Genomic DNA, 15,860 nt, shown 5'->3' with positions numbered 1-15,860 from the left:
CTACGGCAATCCGACACCCGCCGTGCCCGCCGGCTGCGGCGTAAGTCCCTGGTCGTTGGCAACGGCCGCCGCAAAGGTGAAGGCCACCGCTGACGGATCGTAGCCGCCAACCAGCTTGGCAACGAGGCCGCGGCGCGGCGTAACGGGACGCGTCAGGATCAGTGCCGAGCGCGGATCGAAGAGGCGCACGAACTGGGCGATGCGCGGCGCGATCTCGGTGCGGAAGCGCGAGCCGTTGAAGATGCCATAATGCCCGACGCCTTCGCACTCGATGTGCATCTTCTTCTCGATCGGCAGCCCCGTGCAGAGGTCGATGGCGGCACGACACTGGCCGAGGCCGGTGATGTCGTCCTTCTCGCCTTCGATCGTCATCAGCGACGGGCGGCGGATGGCGCCCGGATTGACGCGCCGTCCGCGATGCATCATCTCGCCCTGCGGCAGCGCATGGCGCACGAAGATCTGATCGATGGTCTCGAGATAGAACTCGGCCGTGAGATCCATAACGGCGAGATACTCATCGTAGAAAGCGCGGTGCTTCTCCGCCGAGTCGCCGTCGCCGTCGACCAGATGGAAGAAGAGGTCCTTGTGGGCCTTGGCGTGGCGGTCGAGGTTCATGGACATGAATCCCGAGAGCTGCAGAAAGCCCGGATAGACCTCGCGCCCGGCGCCTTCGTATCCCCACGGCACGCTGGTGATGACGTGGCGTGCAAACCAATCGGTGCCGCGCGAGACCGCAACGTCGTTGACGGCGGTGGGGCTCATACGCGTGTCGATCGGACCACCGGCGAAGATCATGCTCAGCGGCGAGGCCGGATCGCCGTCCTCCTCCATCAGCGAGACGGCGGCCAGCACCGGCACAGCCGACTGGCAGACGGCGAAAACGTGCACGTCGCCCTGGAAGGCGGCGAGCATGCCGCGCACGTAGTCGACATAGTCGTCGAGACCGAAGCGCCCGGCAGAAGGCGACACGGAACGCGCATCCTGCCAATCGGTGATGTAGACCTCATGATTGGGCAGCAGCGCCTCGACCGTGCCGCGCAGGAGCGTCGCGAAGTGGCCCGACATCGGCGCGACGAGGAGGATTTTCGGATCGGCGGCGCGCTGCGCCATCGGCATGTCACGCCGGAAATGGATGAGCCGGCAAAAAGGGCGCTGCCAGACTACCTCCTCCGTTACGGCAACGGTGCGATAGCCGATGCGCGTGGTTGGAAGATTGAACTCCGGCTTCTCGTAGCGACGCGTGGTGCGCTCGAAGACCTGGAACGCGGCGGACGCGTGGCGTCCCGCCGGCGTATGCGAAATTGGGTTGAACGGACTCTCGATAAGCAGCCGCAGATGCTCGGCCGCGGCGCGGGCCGGCTTCATCGCGGCATGGCTCAGCTCGTAGAGGTGATAAAGCACGATCGCTTGCTCCGATCTCGTGCAGTCAGCATCTGACCGCCAGTACCAGTCCCTGCCCATAACGCGCGAGGAGGCCAAATCGTACCGACGGAAGCGCGGCGAAAAGCCGCCCAGGCCGTATTTGCTGGGTTCTTGATTTTCTCCCCCATCGTCAGAATGCACTGATTCGAGGCATCTGACTAAGCGCCAGGACTGGGCGCTGTCGGGTTGTCTATCGCCTTCGACAGCGTGTCGGCAAGATCAGTTGCATCAACGCTGTGCGGGAAGTGGCGCACATACTCGCCGTTTCCGTCCATCAGATACATGAAGGAGCTGTGGTCGACGTTGTACTCGCCCGGGTTCTCAGCGTCGGGAACTTTCTTGGCATAGACGCGGTAGGCCTTGTTGACGGCGGCAACATCCTCGCGCGTGCCCGAGAGGCCGACAATGTCCTTGTGGAAGCTCGCCACATATTTTCCGATCACCTCCGGCGTATCGCGCTCGGGATCGACGGTGATGAAGACGGCCGTTATGCTCTTCGCCCTGTCGCCGAGCTTGTCGAGCGCCGCGGCGATGACCTGCAGACCCGCGGGGCACACGTCAGGACAATGGGTGAAGCCGAAATAGACGAGCAGCGGACGGCCCGCGTAGTCCTTCTCCGTCACGCGCTTGCCAGAACCGTCGGTCAGGGTAAACGGGCCACCGACCAGCGCCTTGCCCGTCGTCTGCACCGTGGACGTGCCCGAAGGTATGGCCGCCAACAGCACGGCCGTCATGACGCCTGCCGCGAGGCCGAATAAAAGGGCCAAAAGCAGCGTGCGGCGTGAGGCGCCTGCGATCTTCGGTCGGCTGGTGTCCTTGGTCATCCGGTCTCCCGCGGTCGGCATGTGGCGCTAGTTGCATCCGCTCCTGCTCCGTCTTCCCCTATCTGGACGATACCACGCCCGCTTGCAAGCCGTGCTAGAGTTGCCGATCTTTCAGGCAGCAGGATACCGAGAGAAGAAAGCCGCCCGTGCCCTCACGTCTCAACAGAGCGCTCGAAGCCAAATTCATGTTCAGCGGCGACAGCCAGCTGAGGCTGCAGACGATCGTGCGCCTCAGGTGGGTCGGCGTCATCGGGCAGATCCTGGCGCTCTGCGTCGTCTATTTCTGGTTCGGGTTCGACCTCCCGATCGGCCCCTGCCTGACCGTGATCGCGGTCTCGGCGTGGGTCAATGTGTTCCTCGCCATCCGCTACCCGGCGCGCCACCGCCTGTCGGTGAACTTCGCGACCGGACTGCTGGCCTACGACATCATCCAGCTCGCCTCGCTGCTCTACCTCACGGGCGGCATCGATAACCCATTCACCATGCTGATCGTCGCCCCGGTGACGGTCTCGGCTGCGACGTTGCCGCTCGTCTATACGGTCGGCCTTGGGCTTCTGGCCCTGGCGTGCACGTGGCTGCTCGCTTTCCACTCCATGCCCTTGCCTTGGTATGTGGAGCCGCCCTTCGCGTTGCCATTCCTCTACAAGATCGGCATCCTGGCGGCGGTCACGGCCTCGATGCCGTTCCTCGCGATCTATGTGTGGCGCCTGACGCAAGAGGGCCGCCAGATGTCGGCCGCGCTTGCGGCGACGGAGCTCGTGCTGGCGCGCGAGCAAAAGCTACACGCGCTCGATGGACTCGCGGCAGCGGCCGCACACGAGCTCGGCACACCTCTTTCCACGATCACGCTGGTCACCAACGAACTCGACCGGCAGATCGCCAAGGATAACCCGCACCGCGACGACATCCTGCTCTTGCGCAGCCAGGCCCAACGCTGCCGCGAGATCCTGCAGAAGCTCACGCGCCATCCGCCGGACGAGGATCCGCTGCATGGGAGCCTGACGGTCAAGGAAATGCTGCACGAGGCGGCGGCGCCCTATATGGACGGCGCCGCCTCGATCAAGATCCGTACCGCGCCCGCCGAGACCGCGACCGGGCCAGACGCACGCCATCCGCTTGCCAGCCGCCGTCCCGGGGTGATCTATGGCCTCGGCAATATCATCGAGAACGCGGCCGATTATGCTCAGGCGCGCGTCGACATCAGCAGCGAGTGGGACGGGCAGTCCGTCACCGTCGTGATCGCGGACGACGGTCCGGGGTTCAAGCCGGACGTCATCGATACCCTCGGCGAGCCCTACGTCACGACGCGGTCGGATGGGCGCAAAGAGCGCAGGAGCGGCACCAAGGTGGCCGGCATGGGATTAGGCTTCTTTATCGCCAAAACCCTGCTCGAGCGGTCCGGCGCCCGCCTCAACCTCGAGAACCGCGCGCTGCCCGAGCACGGGGCGATCGTACGCATCTCCTGGCCAAGGGCCGCTTTCGAGGCTCCGATCGCCAATCGAGAGACGGAAATTCCGCGTCCGGCGCGCAGGGTCGAGCCACCGGGCCCAAATGATCCAATTTCCGATTTGATTTGAGCTAGTTAGCTGTTTTTTCGCCCCGCCTCGCGCGTTTTGCCCGCGTAAACACTGTATCCACAACGCCAAAATTCACCCTACTCACGGTGCCTTTTTATGCAGGTGATGTTTGCGAACCGTTCTCGGCTATTATATTTGCAAGCTCGGGAGGTGTGCCGTGGTAACCGAAGACCTATCATTCCAGAAAGACGAGCTGCCGGAAGACCGCTCGCTCATCATCGTCGATGACGACCGCCCGTTCCTGCAGCGGCTGGCGCGCGCCATGGAGCTGCGCGGTTTCGAGGTTCGCAGCGCGCACTCGATCGCCGAGGGCATCGACCTGATCAAGCAGCAGGCCCCCGCCTTCGCCGTCGTCGACATGCGGCTCGAGGACGGAAACGGGCTCGACGTCATTGCCGAGCTGACGCGGGTCAGGCCGGATACACGCATCATCGTTCTCACCGGATATGGCAACATCGCGACCGCCGTGTCAGCGGTGAAGCTCGGCGCCGTCGACTATCTCGCCAAGCCTGCCGATGCCGACGACGTCACCGACGCGCTGCTCGCGCCGCATAACGCCAAGGCCGCGCCGCCAGAGAACCCGATGTCGGCGGACCGCGTCCGTTGGGAGCATATCCAGCGCGTGTACGAGCTGTGCAACCGCAACGTCTCGGAGACGGCGCGCCGGCTCAACATGCATCGTCGTACGCTGCAGCGTATCCTCGCCAAGCGCGCGCCGAAGTAGGCGCGCGACTGCCAAGCCCTTGCGAGCATCGCGCGCTCCTTCCGGAGCGCGCTTGCTTTTGCTCACGCGTCCGAGATATTGAGGCCGACGGCGGCCGGGAGCGTGGGGTCCAGCAGCGTGCACAGGCGTGACGCGGACGCGCGGGCGATGCGCAGCGTCATCACCTTGCGCTTGGGCGCCGTAAGCCGGATCTCCGGCGCGGGACGCAGAATCTCTCCGCCGTAACGATCGGCCACGATCAGCCCGGTGTCGTCGGGCAGGATCTCGAGGGGAAACTCCGGCGCCACGGCAAACAGCAGTCTGTCGGAATAGTCGCGATACTCGGGCCACTTGCGGTCACAGCGGAAATCCTCGAGGCATGACTTGATCTCGACAATCCAGATCATGCCGTCGGCACCCAGTCCGACAACGTCAGCCCGGCGGCCGTTCGGAAGCGGCAGCTCGGCGATGGCCGTCAGTCCGTGCGCCGCAAGCACCCGCACGACGCCGCGGCAGATCTCGCGCGCCGCCGCGGACTGCGGCCCACCGAGGGAGGTTTGCGGGTATTCCAGGCGGTTAACCGCGTTGTCCACATCGTCCTCTGAGTCGGTCATCGATCTGCCATTAGGGCGCGAAACATTGCCATCCTAGCTTCCCGTTGTGGCTACGCCTTGCCTGTTGATCGTATTCTACCGGCCGCCGTTTGCTGGCCAGGCATGTCATCAGAGGCCATACCAGGGGCTGCCTCGCTCCACGTTTCAATGATACCGTGAGACTGACATTCGCATGTTCTTCAAACGGCTCACAAAGAGCAAATCCGCGCCCCACCCGTCGGTCGAAACCGACGACCGACCCAGTAAGACCGGCCCGGTCATCGAGGTCAAATCGGGCGTTCAACCGCTTGCGGCGACGGAGTTGCGGCGAAGCGTGGACGGAAAGTCGCTCGGCTTCAAGACGACCGCGGACCTCGAGCCGGTCGGCGGGCTCGTCGGCCAGGAGCGCGCACTGGCGGCCATCGATTTCGGCCTCAGCATGCGGGCGCGGGACTTCAACATCTTCGTCGTGGGGTCACCCTCTTCCGCGAAAAGCGGCGCGGTGCGGATGCATCTGGCCAAGGTCGCGGCGGCCTCGCAGACTCCCTCCGACTGGATCTATGTGAACAATTTCGCGGACCCGCGCCGGCCGCGTGCCATCTCGCTGCCACCGGGGCGCGGGCCCAAGCTCGCGGACGGCATGCGCGCTGTGGTGGCGGAGCTCGTCTCGGCACTGCCGGCTGCATTTTCCTCCGAGGACTATCGGGCGCGGCGACGCGCCATTGACGAGGAGTTCCGCGGCGGACAGGAGGACGCGCTCGAAGCCCTCTACGCGCGAGCCGCCCAACAGAACATCGCCGTGCTGCGCACGCCTCTTGGCTTCGGCATGGCGCCGATGCACGACGGCAAGGTCGTGCGCTCGGAGGTGTTCAGCCAGCTTCCCGAGGCCATGCGGCGCGATGTCGAAACCCGCATTACGGCGCTGCAGACGGAGCTCGAAGCGATCCTCGCCAGCGCGCCGAAAGCTGAGAAGCGGCGGCGCCAGCAGCTCACAGACCTCAATGACGAGGTGGCGCGCCATGTCGTCGAAGAGACGCTGGATGCGCTCTCGTCGGCATTCTCCGATGTTTCCGACGTGGCCTCGTACCTCGCCGACGTCGAAAAGGACCTGATCCGCAACGCGGCACTGCTCGCCACCGAGGTGGAGGAACGCGCGGTCGCGGCTACGGTCGATCCGGCTGAGCACGTGCCCCGGTTTCGCCGCTATCTCGTCAACGTGCTCGTCACCAGCAACTCCGACAAGGCCGGTGCGCCCGTTCGCGAGGCGAGCAACCCGACGCTTCACAACCTCGTCGGCACCGTCAGCTACGCGGCGCAGGCTGGCGATCTGGTCGCCGATTTCCTTTCCATCCGCCCGGGCGCTTTGCACCACGCCAACGGCGGCGCACTGATGATCGAAGCCCGCCGCCTGCTCGGCATGCAGGGTGCCTGGGAGAGCCTCAAGCGCGCGCTTGAGACGGGCGAGATCCGCATCGCGCAAAACGCGTTGCAGCCGGACGGGATCAAGGTCGAGACGCTCGAGCCGGATCCCATTCCGCTCGTCATCAAAATCGTGCTGCTCGTCGACAGCGACGCACTGCTCACGCTGGAGCATACCGACCCCGATTTTCCGCAACTGTTCAAAGTGCAAGCGGATCTAGACGACAGCCTCGCGCGGAGCGCGGAATCCGACCGAACCTACGCCGGCCTCGTGGCTTCGATCGTCAAGCAGCACGGACTGAAGGCCGTGGACGCGAGCGGCGTCGCACGCCTGATGGAAGAGGCCCAGCGCGTCGCCGAGGATCGCGACAAGCTCTCGATCGATGCGGGGCGGATCGGCGATCTGATGCGGGAAGCCGACTACTGGGCCGAGGCCGACAACCGCAAGGTCACCACCGCTACCGACATCGCGCGGGCGCTGAAGGAGCGGGCGCGGCGCACGGACAGGCTGCGCGAGCAGGTGCAGGAATCTGTCGAGCGCGGGATCGTGCTGGTCGATACGGCAGGCAAGAAAGCCGGGCAGATCAACGCGCTCTCGCTCGTGCAGAAAGGTCAGCTCGTGTTCGGCCGGCCGGCGCGCATCACTGCGCGCGTGCATATCGGGCAGGGGCGCGTAACCGACATCGAGCGCGAGGTGGCGCTCGGCGGACCGGTGCATTCCAAGGGCGTCATGATCCTGTGGGGCTTCCTCGCGGGACGCTTCGCGCAGGAGGTGCCGCTCGCGCTCGCAGCCACGCTGGTGTTCGAGCAATCCTACGACACGATCGAAGGCGACAGCGCCTCGGCGGCCGAGCTGTTCGCGCTGATGTCGGCGCTGGCCGACGTTCCGCTCCGGCAGGAACTTGCGGTGACGGGCTCGGTGAACCAGCTCGGCGAAGTGCAGGCCGTGGGCGGGGTCAACGAGAAGATCGAAGGTTTCTTCGACGTCTGCGCCGCGCGCGGGCTCACCGGCACGCAGGGCATCCTGATCCCCGAGGCCAATCGGCAGAACCTCATGCTGCGCGAGGATGTCGTGGCGGCCGTGCGCGAAGGCCGCTTCTCGGTCTATGCGATCAAGACGGTGGACGAGGGCATCTCGCTGCTCACCGGTCTCGATGCAGGCGAGAAGAACTCAGAGGGGCGCTTCGGCGCCGACACGGTCAGCGGGCGTGTGGCGGCGCGGCTCAAGACTTTCGCCGAGCGGGCCCGCGCCTTCTCCGGTGCCGGCACGACGACAAACACCGCAGGCTCGCAATGATCGCGCACGTCGCCAACGCCGAGGAGCAACGCGGCCGCGTGGTGCTATGGCTGGGCGGCGGAGGCGAGATCCAGGAGGCGGCGGTCGATGCGGCGCTGCGGCTGGCGCAGGCATTCGAGTCCGAGGTCGAGAGCCTGTTCATCGAGGATCGGCAGCTGTTCGACATCGCCTCGCTGCCGTTTGCGCGCGAGGTCTCGCTTTCGGGGCGACAGACGCGCACGATGTCAGCAGATGCCTTGGCGCGCGATCTCAAGGCGCATGCCTCTGCGATGCAGCGCCAGGTGCTTGCCCGTGCAAGGGCGGCGGAGGTGAAGGCACTTGCCCGCGTGGTGCGCGCGGAGCCTGCGCAGGCGCTGGCCGAGGTCTGTGCCGAAAAGGGCCCGTGGAACGTCGTCGCCGTTGGCACGACGGTGCGCAACGGCACGGGCACCGGCCATCTGGGCGCCGGGCTCGCGGAAGTGTTCGAGGCCGTGCATGCGACGACAGGCGTCGTCGTTGCGGGTCCCAAGGCACAGCGCACGGCGGGGCCCGTTATCGCCATCGTCGAAGAGTTGGATCGCGCGGTGCCGATGATGCGCGCCGCGCAACGGATTGCGACCGCCACAGGGGGCGATGCGCGTCTTTGGCTTCTCGAGCAGAGCCAGACGCGGCAGGAGTGGCTCGAAGGCCAGATCCGGCTGGCGCTCGGCGCCACCTCGCGGCTCAAGCTCGAAGTTCTGGATATGGCGACGCACACGCCGCATAGCGTGGCGGCGCTCTTGCGGCGCGCTGGCGCCGGCTTCGTCATCACGCGCTTCGGCGGCCTGCTGACGCCCTCCGAAGAGCATGTGGCGCCCTTCGCAGAGGGGCTCGACGGGCCGCTGTTCTTGGTGCGCTAGGTCTCCGTGCCGCGTCAAACGAAGCTTGTCCCGCCGCATCGGGCCCGCTACTAGCTCGCCGTCCACTGGTTGGAATGCGAGATGCCCGAACTTCCCGAGGTCGAGACGGTGCGCATGGGACTCGAGCCCGTGCTGCTCGGCGGTACGTTCCAGCGTGTCACGACGCACCGCGCGGACCTGCGCTTTCCGTTCCCCGAAAATTTCGCGCGGCGGCTCACGGGTGCGCGTGTCGAGCGCCTCGAACGGCGAGCGAAGTATCTCATCGCGCATCTTTCGACGGGGGAAGCGCTCCTCATGCACCTGGGCATGACGGGACGCTTTCATGTGCAGGCACCGGGAGAAGCCGAGGCACACCTGCTCGGCGACTACGAGTATGACGCGGGCACCGCGCCGAAACACATGCACGCCGTGTTCGACATGCGCGGCGGCGGGCGCGTGACCTATGCCGATCCGCGCCGCTTCGGCTACATGCTGCTGGTGCCGGAAGCCGAGCTTGCCCAGCACGCAATGATGCGTGGGCTCGGCGTCGAGCCGCTCTCGGACGATCTGACACCCGCCTATCTCGCCACGCGCTCGCAAGGCCGACGCAGTGATCTCAAGGCCTTCCTCATGGATCAACGGATCGTGGCCGGGCTCGGCAACATCTACGTGTGTGAGGCGCTTTTCCGCGCCGAGCTCAAGCCCACGCGGCAAGCGTCCGTGCTGGCGACGGCGGGCGGCAAGCCCACGGCGCACGCGACGCGCCTCGTTGCGAGCATCAAGACCGTGCTCCGGGCCGCCATCGCGGCCGGCGGATCGACGCTGCGCGATTATCGCCAGGCCGACGGGCAGGCGGGCGCGTTCCAGAACACGTTCCGCGTCTACGATCGCGAGGGCGAGCCTTGCATCCGGCCCGGCTGCCGGGGCATTGTGCGACGCAGCACCCAAGCCGGGCGATCGAGCTTCTTCTGTCCGGTGTGCCAGCGCTGACAGACAACAGGAGCCGGTGCCTATGGCTTATGACACGATCCTCGTCGAGACGCGCGGTCGCGTCGGACTTATTACGCTCAACCGCCCGCCCCAGCTCAACGCCCTCAACGACCAGCTGATCGGGGAGCTGAACCAGGCCATCGACACCTTCGAGGCGGATGAAGCCATCGGCACCATCGTCGTCACGGGGTCGGAGAAGGCCTTCGCGGCCGGCGCCGACATCAAGGAGATGCAGGCCAAGACCTACATCGAGGCCTACAAAGAGGATTTCATCGGCAGCTGGGAGCGCATATCGCGCGCCCGCAAGCCCGTGATCGCGGCGGTGGCGGGCTTTGCGCTCGGCGGCGGATGCGAGCTCGCCATGAGCTGCGATCTCATCATTGCCGCGGACAGTGCGAAGTTCGGCCAGCCCGAAATCAAGCTTGGCATCATGCCAGGCGCGGGCGGCACGCAGCGGCTCATCCGTGCGGTGGGCAAATCGAAAGCGATGGAGCTTTGTTTGACGGGGCGCCTGATGGACGCCACCGAAGCCGAGCGGGCAGGGCTCGTCGCGCGCGTAGTGCCAGCTGCCGAGCTTTTGGACGACGCGCTCAAGACCGCGGAGACCATCGCGTCGATGTCGCTCACGGCGGCGATGATGACCAAGGACTGCGTGAACCGCGCTTACGAGACGACGCTTGCCGAGGGCATGCGCTACGAGCGGCGTACGTTCCACGCTCTGTTCGCGACGCACGACCAGAAGGAAGGCATGGCGGCCTTTCTCGAGAAGCGGCGCGCCGCTTTCAAAAACAGCTAAAGCGGGATGGCTGGGCGTTATGCTTTGATGCGCGTCTGCGTCACGAGCGACATGATGCAGAGCGCGACGATGGCGAGGCTGCCCCACAGGAACACCTCGTTGGCGGCCCAGTCTCCTTTTACGGTCGCTAGCTTGTCGGCACCGATGAGATAGGCGAGACCGCCTGCGGCCGCGATGCCGTGCACGATCGTCAGCGCCAACGGCGGGACATGCCGGTTGCTGGATCGCCCAAGCCACAAGGCGTAGAGACCGATGCCTGCTGCGAAGACGGCGGCGCCGGAGGCGTACTGAAAGGCGTGGCGCCACACCAGATCGGACAGCGAATAGATGGCAAAGAGAGCCGACGCGCCCCACGCATAAACCAAGGCCGCGAGCCAGACATTGCACCTCAGGGCTTCGCGGATGGAGGTCAGCCCGTCGGGCTGGGCGGCGGAGCCCGTGCTCTTCGACCAGAGGGGAGCGTTGACGCCGAGCCCGGTGCCGACGACGAACGCGATCAGAAGCCCCGCGGACAGCGACGGCAGAACCCGGTCGCCGCGCCCGGCGCCGAGCACCATCATGGTGATGCCCAAGGCGGAGGCCAGCAGCAACCAAGGAAGAAGCGGTCGCAGCGAGATTCCTGGCGCGTAGGGGCGCCCGTGCTGATTGAGGCTCATGCGAGCCCCTGACTAGGGGGAATCCTTCCTGGCGTCAATCAAGGCGTAGGCCGAGACAAGCGCCAACGCCACGGCGCCAAACAGGAAAATGCCGTTGCCGGCCCAGTCGTTATCGGTGGCGTAAAGAATCTCCTTGTCGGGATCGACGACTAGGCCGATCAGGGTCGCGATCATGCCGACCAACTGAGCGATGGCGAAATAGCGGCCGAGGCGCAGGAGCGTTGCGTCCTCGCGGCCCTGGCGCGCGTCCTTGGCCAGCAGCGCCGAAAAGCCGAGGCAGAGGAGGCCGGCGCCGGCAAACGCGGCCGAGAAGTGTGTCCACTCGCGCCAGGACAGCACGGTTGTGTAGATCAGCACCAGAGCGGCGGCGCCCCACAGCCATATCAGCCCCATGCCGCGTGCCGTTGCGCTCTCGACGAGGCTGCGCGAGGCGCCCGAGGCCCGCAACGATCGGCGCTCGCTAGCAGCGACGGCAAACAACAGCAGGTTGACGATGGCGACCGCGGCGAGCAGGCCGAGCGGCTCGGCGGCGCCGGCAGAATAGAGGACACCAACCAGCCCGAGGCCCAGCACGAGCGCCAGGCCGACAATGGAATAGACGGTCATTTCAGAGCGTTCCTCCCCGTGCGTGCGTCCCGCGTGCTCTTACAGCACCTTTTCGGGAAGCTGGGAAGCAATCGGGCTCCCTCCGTACGCTCTGAGCGTACGGGCTCGCCACATCGCCACGCGGTGCTCGACCGGAGGTGGTTCAGCCGGCGCCGAGGCACCAAGCCAGAATGGCCTTCTGCGCGTGGAGGCGGTTCTCGGCCTCGTCAAAGACTACCGACTGCGGCCCCTCGAGCACGGATTCCGAAACCTCGTTGCCACGGTAGGCCGGTAGGCAGTGCATGAAGATGGCACCCTTGGCGGCCTTGGCCATCAAGGCATCGTTCACCGCGTAGGGTTTCAGAAGATGCTTTCTGCGCGCACCGTCCGTATCGCCCATCGAGACCCAGGTGTCGGTCACGATGCAGTCGACGCCGCGCACGGCCTTTGCCGGATCGGTCATGACCGCAACGTCCGCCTTCTCGCGGCGTACCCAGTCGACGATGTCATCCTTCGGCGCCAGCTGCTCGGGACAGGCCACGCGCAACGCGAAGCCGAACTTCGCCGCCGCCTGCATCCACGATGCGGCGACGTTGTTGCCATCGCCCACCCACGCGACCGTCCGCCCTTTAATAGGGCCGATGTGTTCCTCGAAGGTCATGATGTCGGCCATGATCTGACACGGGTGCGTCTTGTCCGTCAGACCGTTGATGACCGGGATCGTCGCGTGCTTGGCAAGGTCGAGAAGCGTCTCGTGCTTGTTGGCGCGGATCATGATGGCGTCGGCGTAGCGCGACAGGACGCGCGCTGTGTCGGCGATGCTTTCGCCGCGGCCGAGCTGCAGATCGTTCTGGTTCAGCATGATCGCCTGGCCGCCCAGCTGACGCATGGCGATGTCAAACGAGACGCGCGTGCGCGTCGACGGCTTCTCGAAGATCAGAACCAGGACATCGTCCTCGATGCCCTTCGGCCGCAGCTTGACGGGGACGCGCTTGCCTGCGGCCTTCATGGCGTGGGCCGCATCGATGATGCGCCGCAGCGTCTTGGCGTCGATCTCGTCGAGATCCAGGAAATGTCGAATAGCGGTTGCTTTGGCCATGGCCTGCGGCCGGCTCCAGATCCGGGGTTGAAGTTCAGGTTTTGGGCTCGGAAATGTTGGCGAGCGCGCGCGACAGGCGTTCGACAGCTTCGCTGATCTCATGGTCGGCGACGATCAGTGGCGGCAGAACGCGCACCACGTTGTCGCCTGCGCCGACGAGCAAGAGCCGCTGCTCGCGTGCCGCGGCGACGACATCGGCCGGCGCAGCCGTGACCTTGATGCCGGTCAGCAGACCCTGCCCGCGGATCTCTGTCACGAGATCGGGGAACTGGTCCTTGAGGCGCGCGAGACCCTGGCGCAAGCGTAGCGCTTTCTGCTGCACGGCCTCGATGAATCCGGGCTCGAGAACAACGTCGAGGACTGCCTGGCCGACAGCCGTCGCCAGCGGGTTGCCGCCGAAGGTCGAGCCGTGGGTGCCCGCCGTCATGCCCGCCGCAGCGGCTTCCGTCGCCAGTATGGCGCCGAGCGGGAACCCGCCGCCGATGCCCTTGGCAACGGCCATGACGTCCGGCGTGATGCCGGTCCATTCGTGCGAGAACAGCTTGCCCGTGCGTCCGACGCCGGTCTGAACCTCGTCGAGCACGAGAAGAAGCCCCGCCTCGTCGCAGAGGGTGCGCAGGGCCTGAAGAAACTCCGCGGTCGCGACGTGCACGCCGCCCTCGCCCTGCACAGGCTCGATCATGATGGCGGCCGTCTCGGGTCCGATCGCGGCGCGCACGGCTTCGAGGTCGCCGAAGGGGACGTGATCGAAGCCCGGCGATTCAGGGCCGAAGCCTTCGAGGTACTTGGAGTTTCCGGCGGCCGCGAGCGTCGTCAGCGTGCGCCCGTGGAAAGCACCATGGAACGTGATGATGCGCGTGCGCTCGGTGTTTCCGGCGACGAAATGATAGCGGCGGGCTGCCTTGATGGCGCCCTCGCATGCCTCCGCCCCGGAATTGCAGAAGAAAACACGGTCAGCGAACGTCGTTGCGACAAGGCGCTCGGCCAGCTTCTCCTGGCCGGCAACGCGATAGAGGTTCGAAGTGTGCCAGAGCTTGCCGGCCTGCTCCGTCAGAGCCGCGACCAGATACGGATGGGCATGACCCAATGCGTTGACGGCGACCCCGGAGCCGAAATCCAGATAGCGCTCGCCGGCCTCGGTCTCAAGCCAGCAGCCTTCGCCGCGCGCGAAAACAATGTCCTGGCGCGCGTAGGTGGCCATGACGGCTGGCGACGAGCCCCCTGCGGGGCGCGTGGTCGGGCCGGCCTTACCTGTGAGGGGTTTGGACATAGCGCCCATCCCGCTCCCCAAAAATGACGAAAGCCGCCCTCCCGGCGGCCACGCGAAGCAGGGGTGATACGCGCGCCGGGTGGTAAAGTCAACGAGCGTTGCAGCGTGATTTTCGGGCTCGAACGCCGCGGAAGCTTGGGGGTCATCATTGTGCCGCGAGCGTCAGCAATAATTTCGGGGAAAGTCGGGACTGCCCGTACTTGCTGGGGCCACACGACTCACTCTGTGGCGAGCGAGCCACGCGTCCCCTGTCAATCCCCCGGCGTGCGTGGGGGCCGCTTGTACAGGAAAATCAAGTTATTGTAGGTTAATCCCGTCCAGACACGAGATGTCGCGTTGTATTGCGGCCCTCATGTGTTGCCTGTCTGGCCTGCGTTCGGACCCTTTGTATCGTCTCGGGTTTCTGCCCACCGGTCCGCTCTAGTTCTCTGCGTCATCTTCAGTTTGCGTTGCGAGTAGGGTGTGGCTCTGCTCACGCTTGGCGTGTGTTTCGCCAATCGCGTGGCCCGCCCCTGACCTCTCGCGCGCCTCCGCTTTCCGGGTCTTCGGCCCGGATGGCCCATGCTTATGGGGAGCACGATCATGGCCTGGAACGATGAACGGGTTGAGCTTTTGAAAAAGCTCTGGTCAGAGGGGCTTAGCGCTAGCCAGATTGCGGGGCGCCTCGGCGGCGTCACCCGCAATGCCGTGATCGGCAAGGTTCACCGGCTTGGCCTTTCCGGCCGCGCCACGACCTCGCGCATGAAATCGCATCGCCCGCGGGCACGGGCTGCCACCACGGCGCGCGCACGTATGCAGCAGAAGCCCCGCTTCGCCCAGCAGGGTAATCCGGCGCTGCGTGCGCTCTACCAGCCTGAGGCCGAACCCTTCACGCCGTCTGTCGAGGAGCTCGTCATTCCGCTCAAGGAGCGCCGCACGATCCAGACGCTGACCGAATGCTCCTGCCGCTGGCCGATCGGCGACCCGCAGGACGCCGAGTTCCATTTCTGCGGCAAGACCAAGGTTACGGGTCTGCCGTATTGCGAGTTCCACGCTCGCCGTGCCTTCCAGCCGCCGCAGCCGCGCCGCCGCGAGCGTGAGATTCAAGAGCCGCGCATTCCGGCTCTGGCTTCGGGCAAGGAAGAGCCTGCGGACGCATAAAGCCGCGCAACGAGCTACGCGGGGGGAAGGTCGGGCACACCGGGGGGCGTGTCCGACCTTCGTTTTTTCCGGCGGTGCCGTTCGTGCCGGGGGAGTCGCTCAGGCGGAATAGCTCATGCGGCCAGCGTCGAGGGCTCGGCGCAAGGCTTCGGCAAAGTCGCGACGCTCATCGTCGTTCAGGAGGCGTGCGAATTCCAGCTCCTGGCCATGAGAGGCGATCTTGAGGTGGTTGCCGCCGTCGGGGCGCTCGGTGAACAGCAGCCGTACCCAATAGGGGTTGAACTCGAAGCTTTTGCTTTTTCCGGACGGGGCCACCTGCGTCAGGGTCAGCGTCCGCGGGGTCAGCTCGACCTCCTCGTAGGCGCGCCCAGCGCGGTAGTTCAGCTTGAAGGCGATGTAGACGAGCAGCACGTCGAGGCCGAAGAAGCCCATCACCGGCCAGGCGCCCATCATCAGAAAAGCCATGCCCGAGACGAAGCTCACACCGCCGATGGCGAGCATCAAAATCAGGAACCCCCGCGGCGAAAGCGAGCGATGGGGGTGGAGAATGGCGCGAAAGACTCTCGCGTCGGGGGTTTGAGGTCCGCTATCGTCCATGGACTTAAACCTAGCTTCGGGTTCAATCTTGTCAA

General features: G+C 65.7%; 15 protein-coding genes. 7 read left to right on the top strand and 8 right to left on the bottom strand.

All coding sequences use genetic code 11. From position 1 onward, the window contains the following. Together phaZ and CS1GBM3_RS15540 are read right to left on the bottom strand one after the other, a co-directional pair. Positions 1-1,401, bottom strand: coding sequence for a polyhydroxyalkanoate depolymerase (gene phaZ, locus CS1GBM3_RS15545; protein ID WP_072396379.1), 1,401 nt, complete (start codon positions 1,399-1,401; stop codon positions 1-3). Between the two features lie 179 nt (positions 1,402-1,580). Continuing rightward, complete coding sequence (locus tag CS1GBM3_RS15540; RefSeq protein ID WP_072396378.1) at positions 1,581-2,246, bottom strand: SCO family protein; 666 nt, start codon at positions 2,244-2,246, stop codon at positions 1,581-1,583. Between the two features lie 146 nt (positions 2,247-2,392). Between CS1GBM3_RS15540 and CS1GBM3_RS15535 the strand changes: the two genes are divergently transcribed. Further along, entirely contained in the window at positions 2,393-3,823 is a 1,431-nt protein-coding gene (locus CS1GBM3_RS15535) for an ActS/PrrB/RegB family redox-sensitive histidine kinase (protein WP_244534667.1), read from the top strand. Positions 3,824-3,980: 157 nt separating this feature from the next. Continuing rightward, entirely contained in the window at positions 3,981-4,547 is a 567-nt protein-coding gene (locus CS1GBM3_RS15530) for an ActR/PrrA/RegA family redox response regulator transcription factor (protein WP_072396377.1), read from the top strand. A gap of 62 nt (positions 4,548-4,609) precedes the next feature. Here the strand turns inward: CS1GBM3_RS15530 and CS1GBM3_RS15525 are convergent, their stop codons facing one another. Next, positions 4,610-5,140 (bottom strand): MmcB family DNA repair protein, encoded by a 531-nt coding sequence (locus CS1GBM3_RS15525; RefSeq protein WP_083567657.1) that lies wholly within the window; start codon positions 5,138-5,140, stop codon positions 4,610-4,612. A 172-nt stretch (positions 5,141-5,312) separates the two neighbouring features. On the opposite strand from CS1GBM3_RS15525, the gene CS1GBM3_RS15520 reads away from it, so the two are divergent. The 4 genes from CS1GBM3_RS15520 to CS1GBM3_RS15505 all read left to right on the top strand — a co-directional run bounded on the left by CS1GBM3_RS15520 (position 5,313) and on the right by CS1GBM3_RS15505 (position 10,478). Continuing rightward, the gene (locus CS1GBM3_RS15520; protein WP_083567655.1) at positions 5,313-7,835 is read left to right on the top strand and encodes a Lon protease family protein; all 2,523 of its coding nucleotides are present in this window, start codon (positions 5,313-5,315) and stop codon (positions 7,833-7,835) included. After that, on the top strand, positions 7,832-8,713 hold the full coding sequence (locus tag CS1GBM3_RS15515; protein WP_072396376.1) for a hypothetical protein: 882 nt from the start codon (positions 7,832-7,834) through the stop codon (positions 8,711-8,713). Before CS1GBM3_RS15520 ends, CS1GBM3_RS15515 begins: the two co-directional genes overlap by 4 nt. 81 nt (positions 8,714-8,794) lie before the next feature. Next, entirely contained in the window at positions 8,795-9,682 is an 888-nt protein-coding gene (gene mutM, locus CS1GBM3_RS15510; protein WP_072396375.1) for a bifunctional DNA-formamidopyrimidine glycosylase/DNA-(apurinic or apyrimidinic site) lyase, read from the top strand. A 22-nt stretch (positions 9,683-9,704) separates the two neighbouring features. Continuing rightward, the gene (locus CS1GBM3_RS15505) at positions 9,705-10,478 is read left to right on the top strand and encodes an enoyl-CoA hydratase (protein WP_072396374.1); all 774 of its coding nucleotides are present in this window, start codon (positions 9,705-9,707) and stop codon (positions 10,476-10,478) included. 17 nt (positions 10,479-10,495) lie between these two features. Here the strand turns inward: CS1GBM3_RS15505 and CS1GBM3_RS15500 are convergent, their stop codons facing one another. The 4 genes from CS1GBM3_RS15500 to CS1GBM3_RS15485 all read right to left on the bottom strand — a co-directional run bounded on the left by CS1GBM3_RS15500 (position 10,496) and on the right by CS1GBM3_RS15485 (position 14,019). After that, on the bottom strand, positions 10,496-11,134 hold the full coding sequence (locus tag CS1GBM3_RS15500) for a hypothetical protein (RefSeq protein WP_072396373.1): 639 nt from the start codon (positions 11,132-11,134) through the stop codon (positions 10,496-10,498). A 12-nt stretch (positions 11,135-11,146) separates the two neighbouring features. Beyond that, on the bottom strand, positions 11,147-11,740 hold the full coding sequence (locus CS1GBM3_RS15495) for a hypothetical protein (protein WP_072396372.1): 594 nt from the start codon (positions 11,738-11,740) through the stop codon (positions 11,147-11,149). A gap of 142 nt (positions 11,741-11,882) precedes the next feature. Beyond that, a complete protein-coding gene (gene argF, locus CS1GBM3_RS15490) occupies positions 11,883-12,818 on the bottom strand; it encodes an ornithine carbamoyltransferase (protein ID WP_072396370.1) in 936 nt (311 codons plus the stop codon). Between the two features lie 34 nt (positions 12,819-12,852). Continuing rightward, complete coding sequence (locus CS1GBM3_RS15485) at positions 12,853-14,019, bottom strand: aspartate aminotransferase family protein (RefSeq protein WP_072396368.1); 1,167 nt, start codon at positions 14,017-14,019, stop codon at positions 12,853-12,855. 651 nt (positions 14,020-14,670) lie between these two features. On the opposite strand from CS1GBM3_RS15485, the gene CS1GBM3_RS15480 reads away from it, so the two are divergent. Further along, the gene (locus CS1GBM3_RS15480) at positions 14,671-15,228 is read left to right on the top strand and encodes a GcrA family cell cycle regulator (RefSeq protein ID WP_072396366.1); all 558 of its coding nucleotides are present in this window, start codon (positions 14,671-14,673) and stop codon (positions 15,226-15,228) included. A 99-nt stretch (positions 15,229-15,327) separates the two neighbouring features. Here CS1GBM3_RS15480 and CS1GBM3_RS15475 read toward each other — a convergent pair whose 3' ends face one another. Then, positions 15,328-15,825 (bottom strand): DUF2244 domain-containing protein, encoded by a 498-nt coding sequence (locus CS1GBM3_RS15475; RefSeq protein WP_072396364.1) that lies wholly within the window; start codon positions 15,823-15,825, stop codon positions 15,328-15,330. Between the last annotated feature and the right edge of the window lie 35 nt (positions 15,826-15,860).

The sequence above is a fragment of the Hyphomicrobium sp. CS1GBMeth3 genome, assembly GCF_900117455.1.
In the GTDB taxonomy this organism is placed as follows: Bacteria; Pseudomonadota; Alphaproteobacteria; order Rhizobiales; family Hyphomicrobiaceae; genus Hyphomicrobium_C.
The sequence above is the reverse complement of the archived record's forward strand: the minus strand, read 5'-3'. Positions and strand labels throughout refer to the sequence as shown.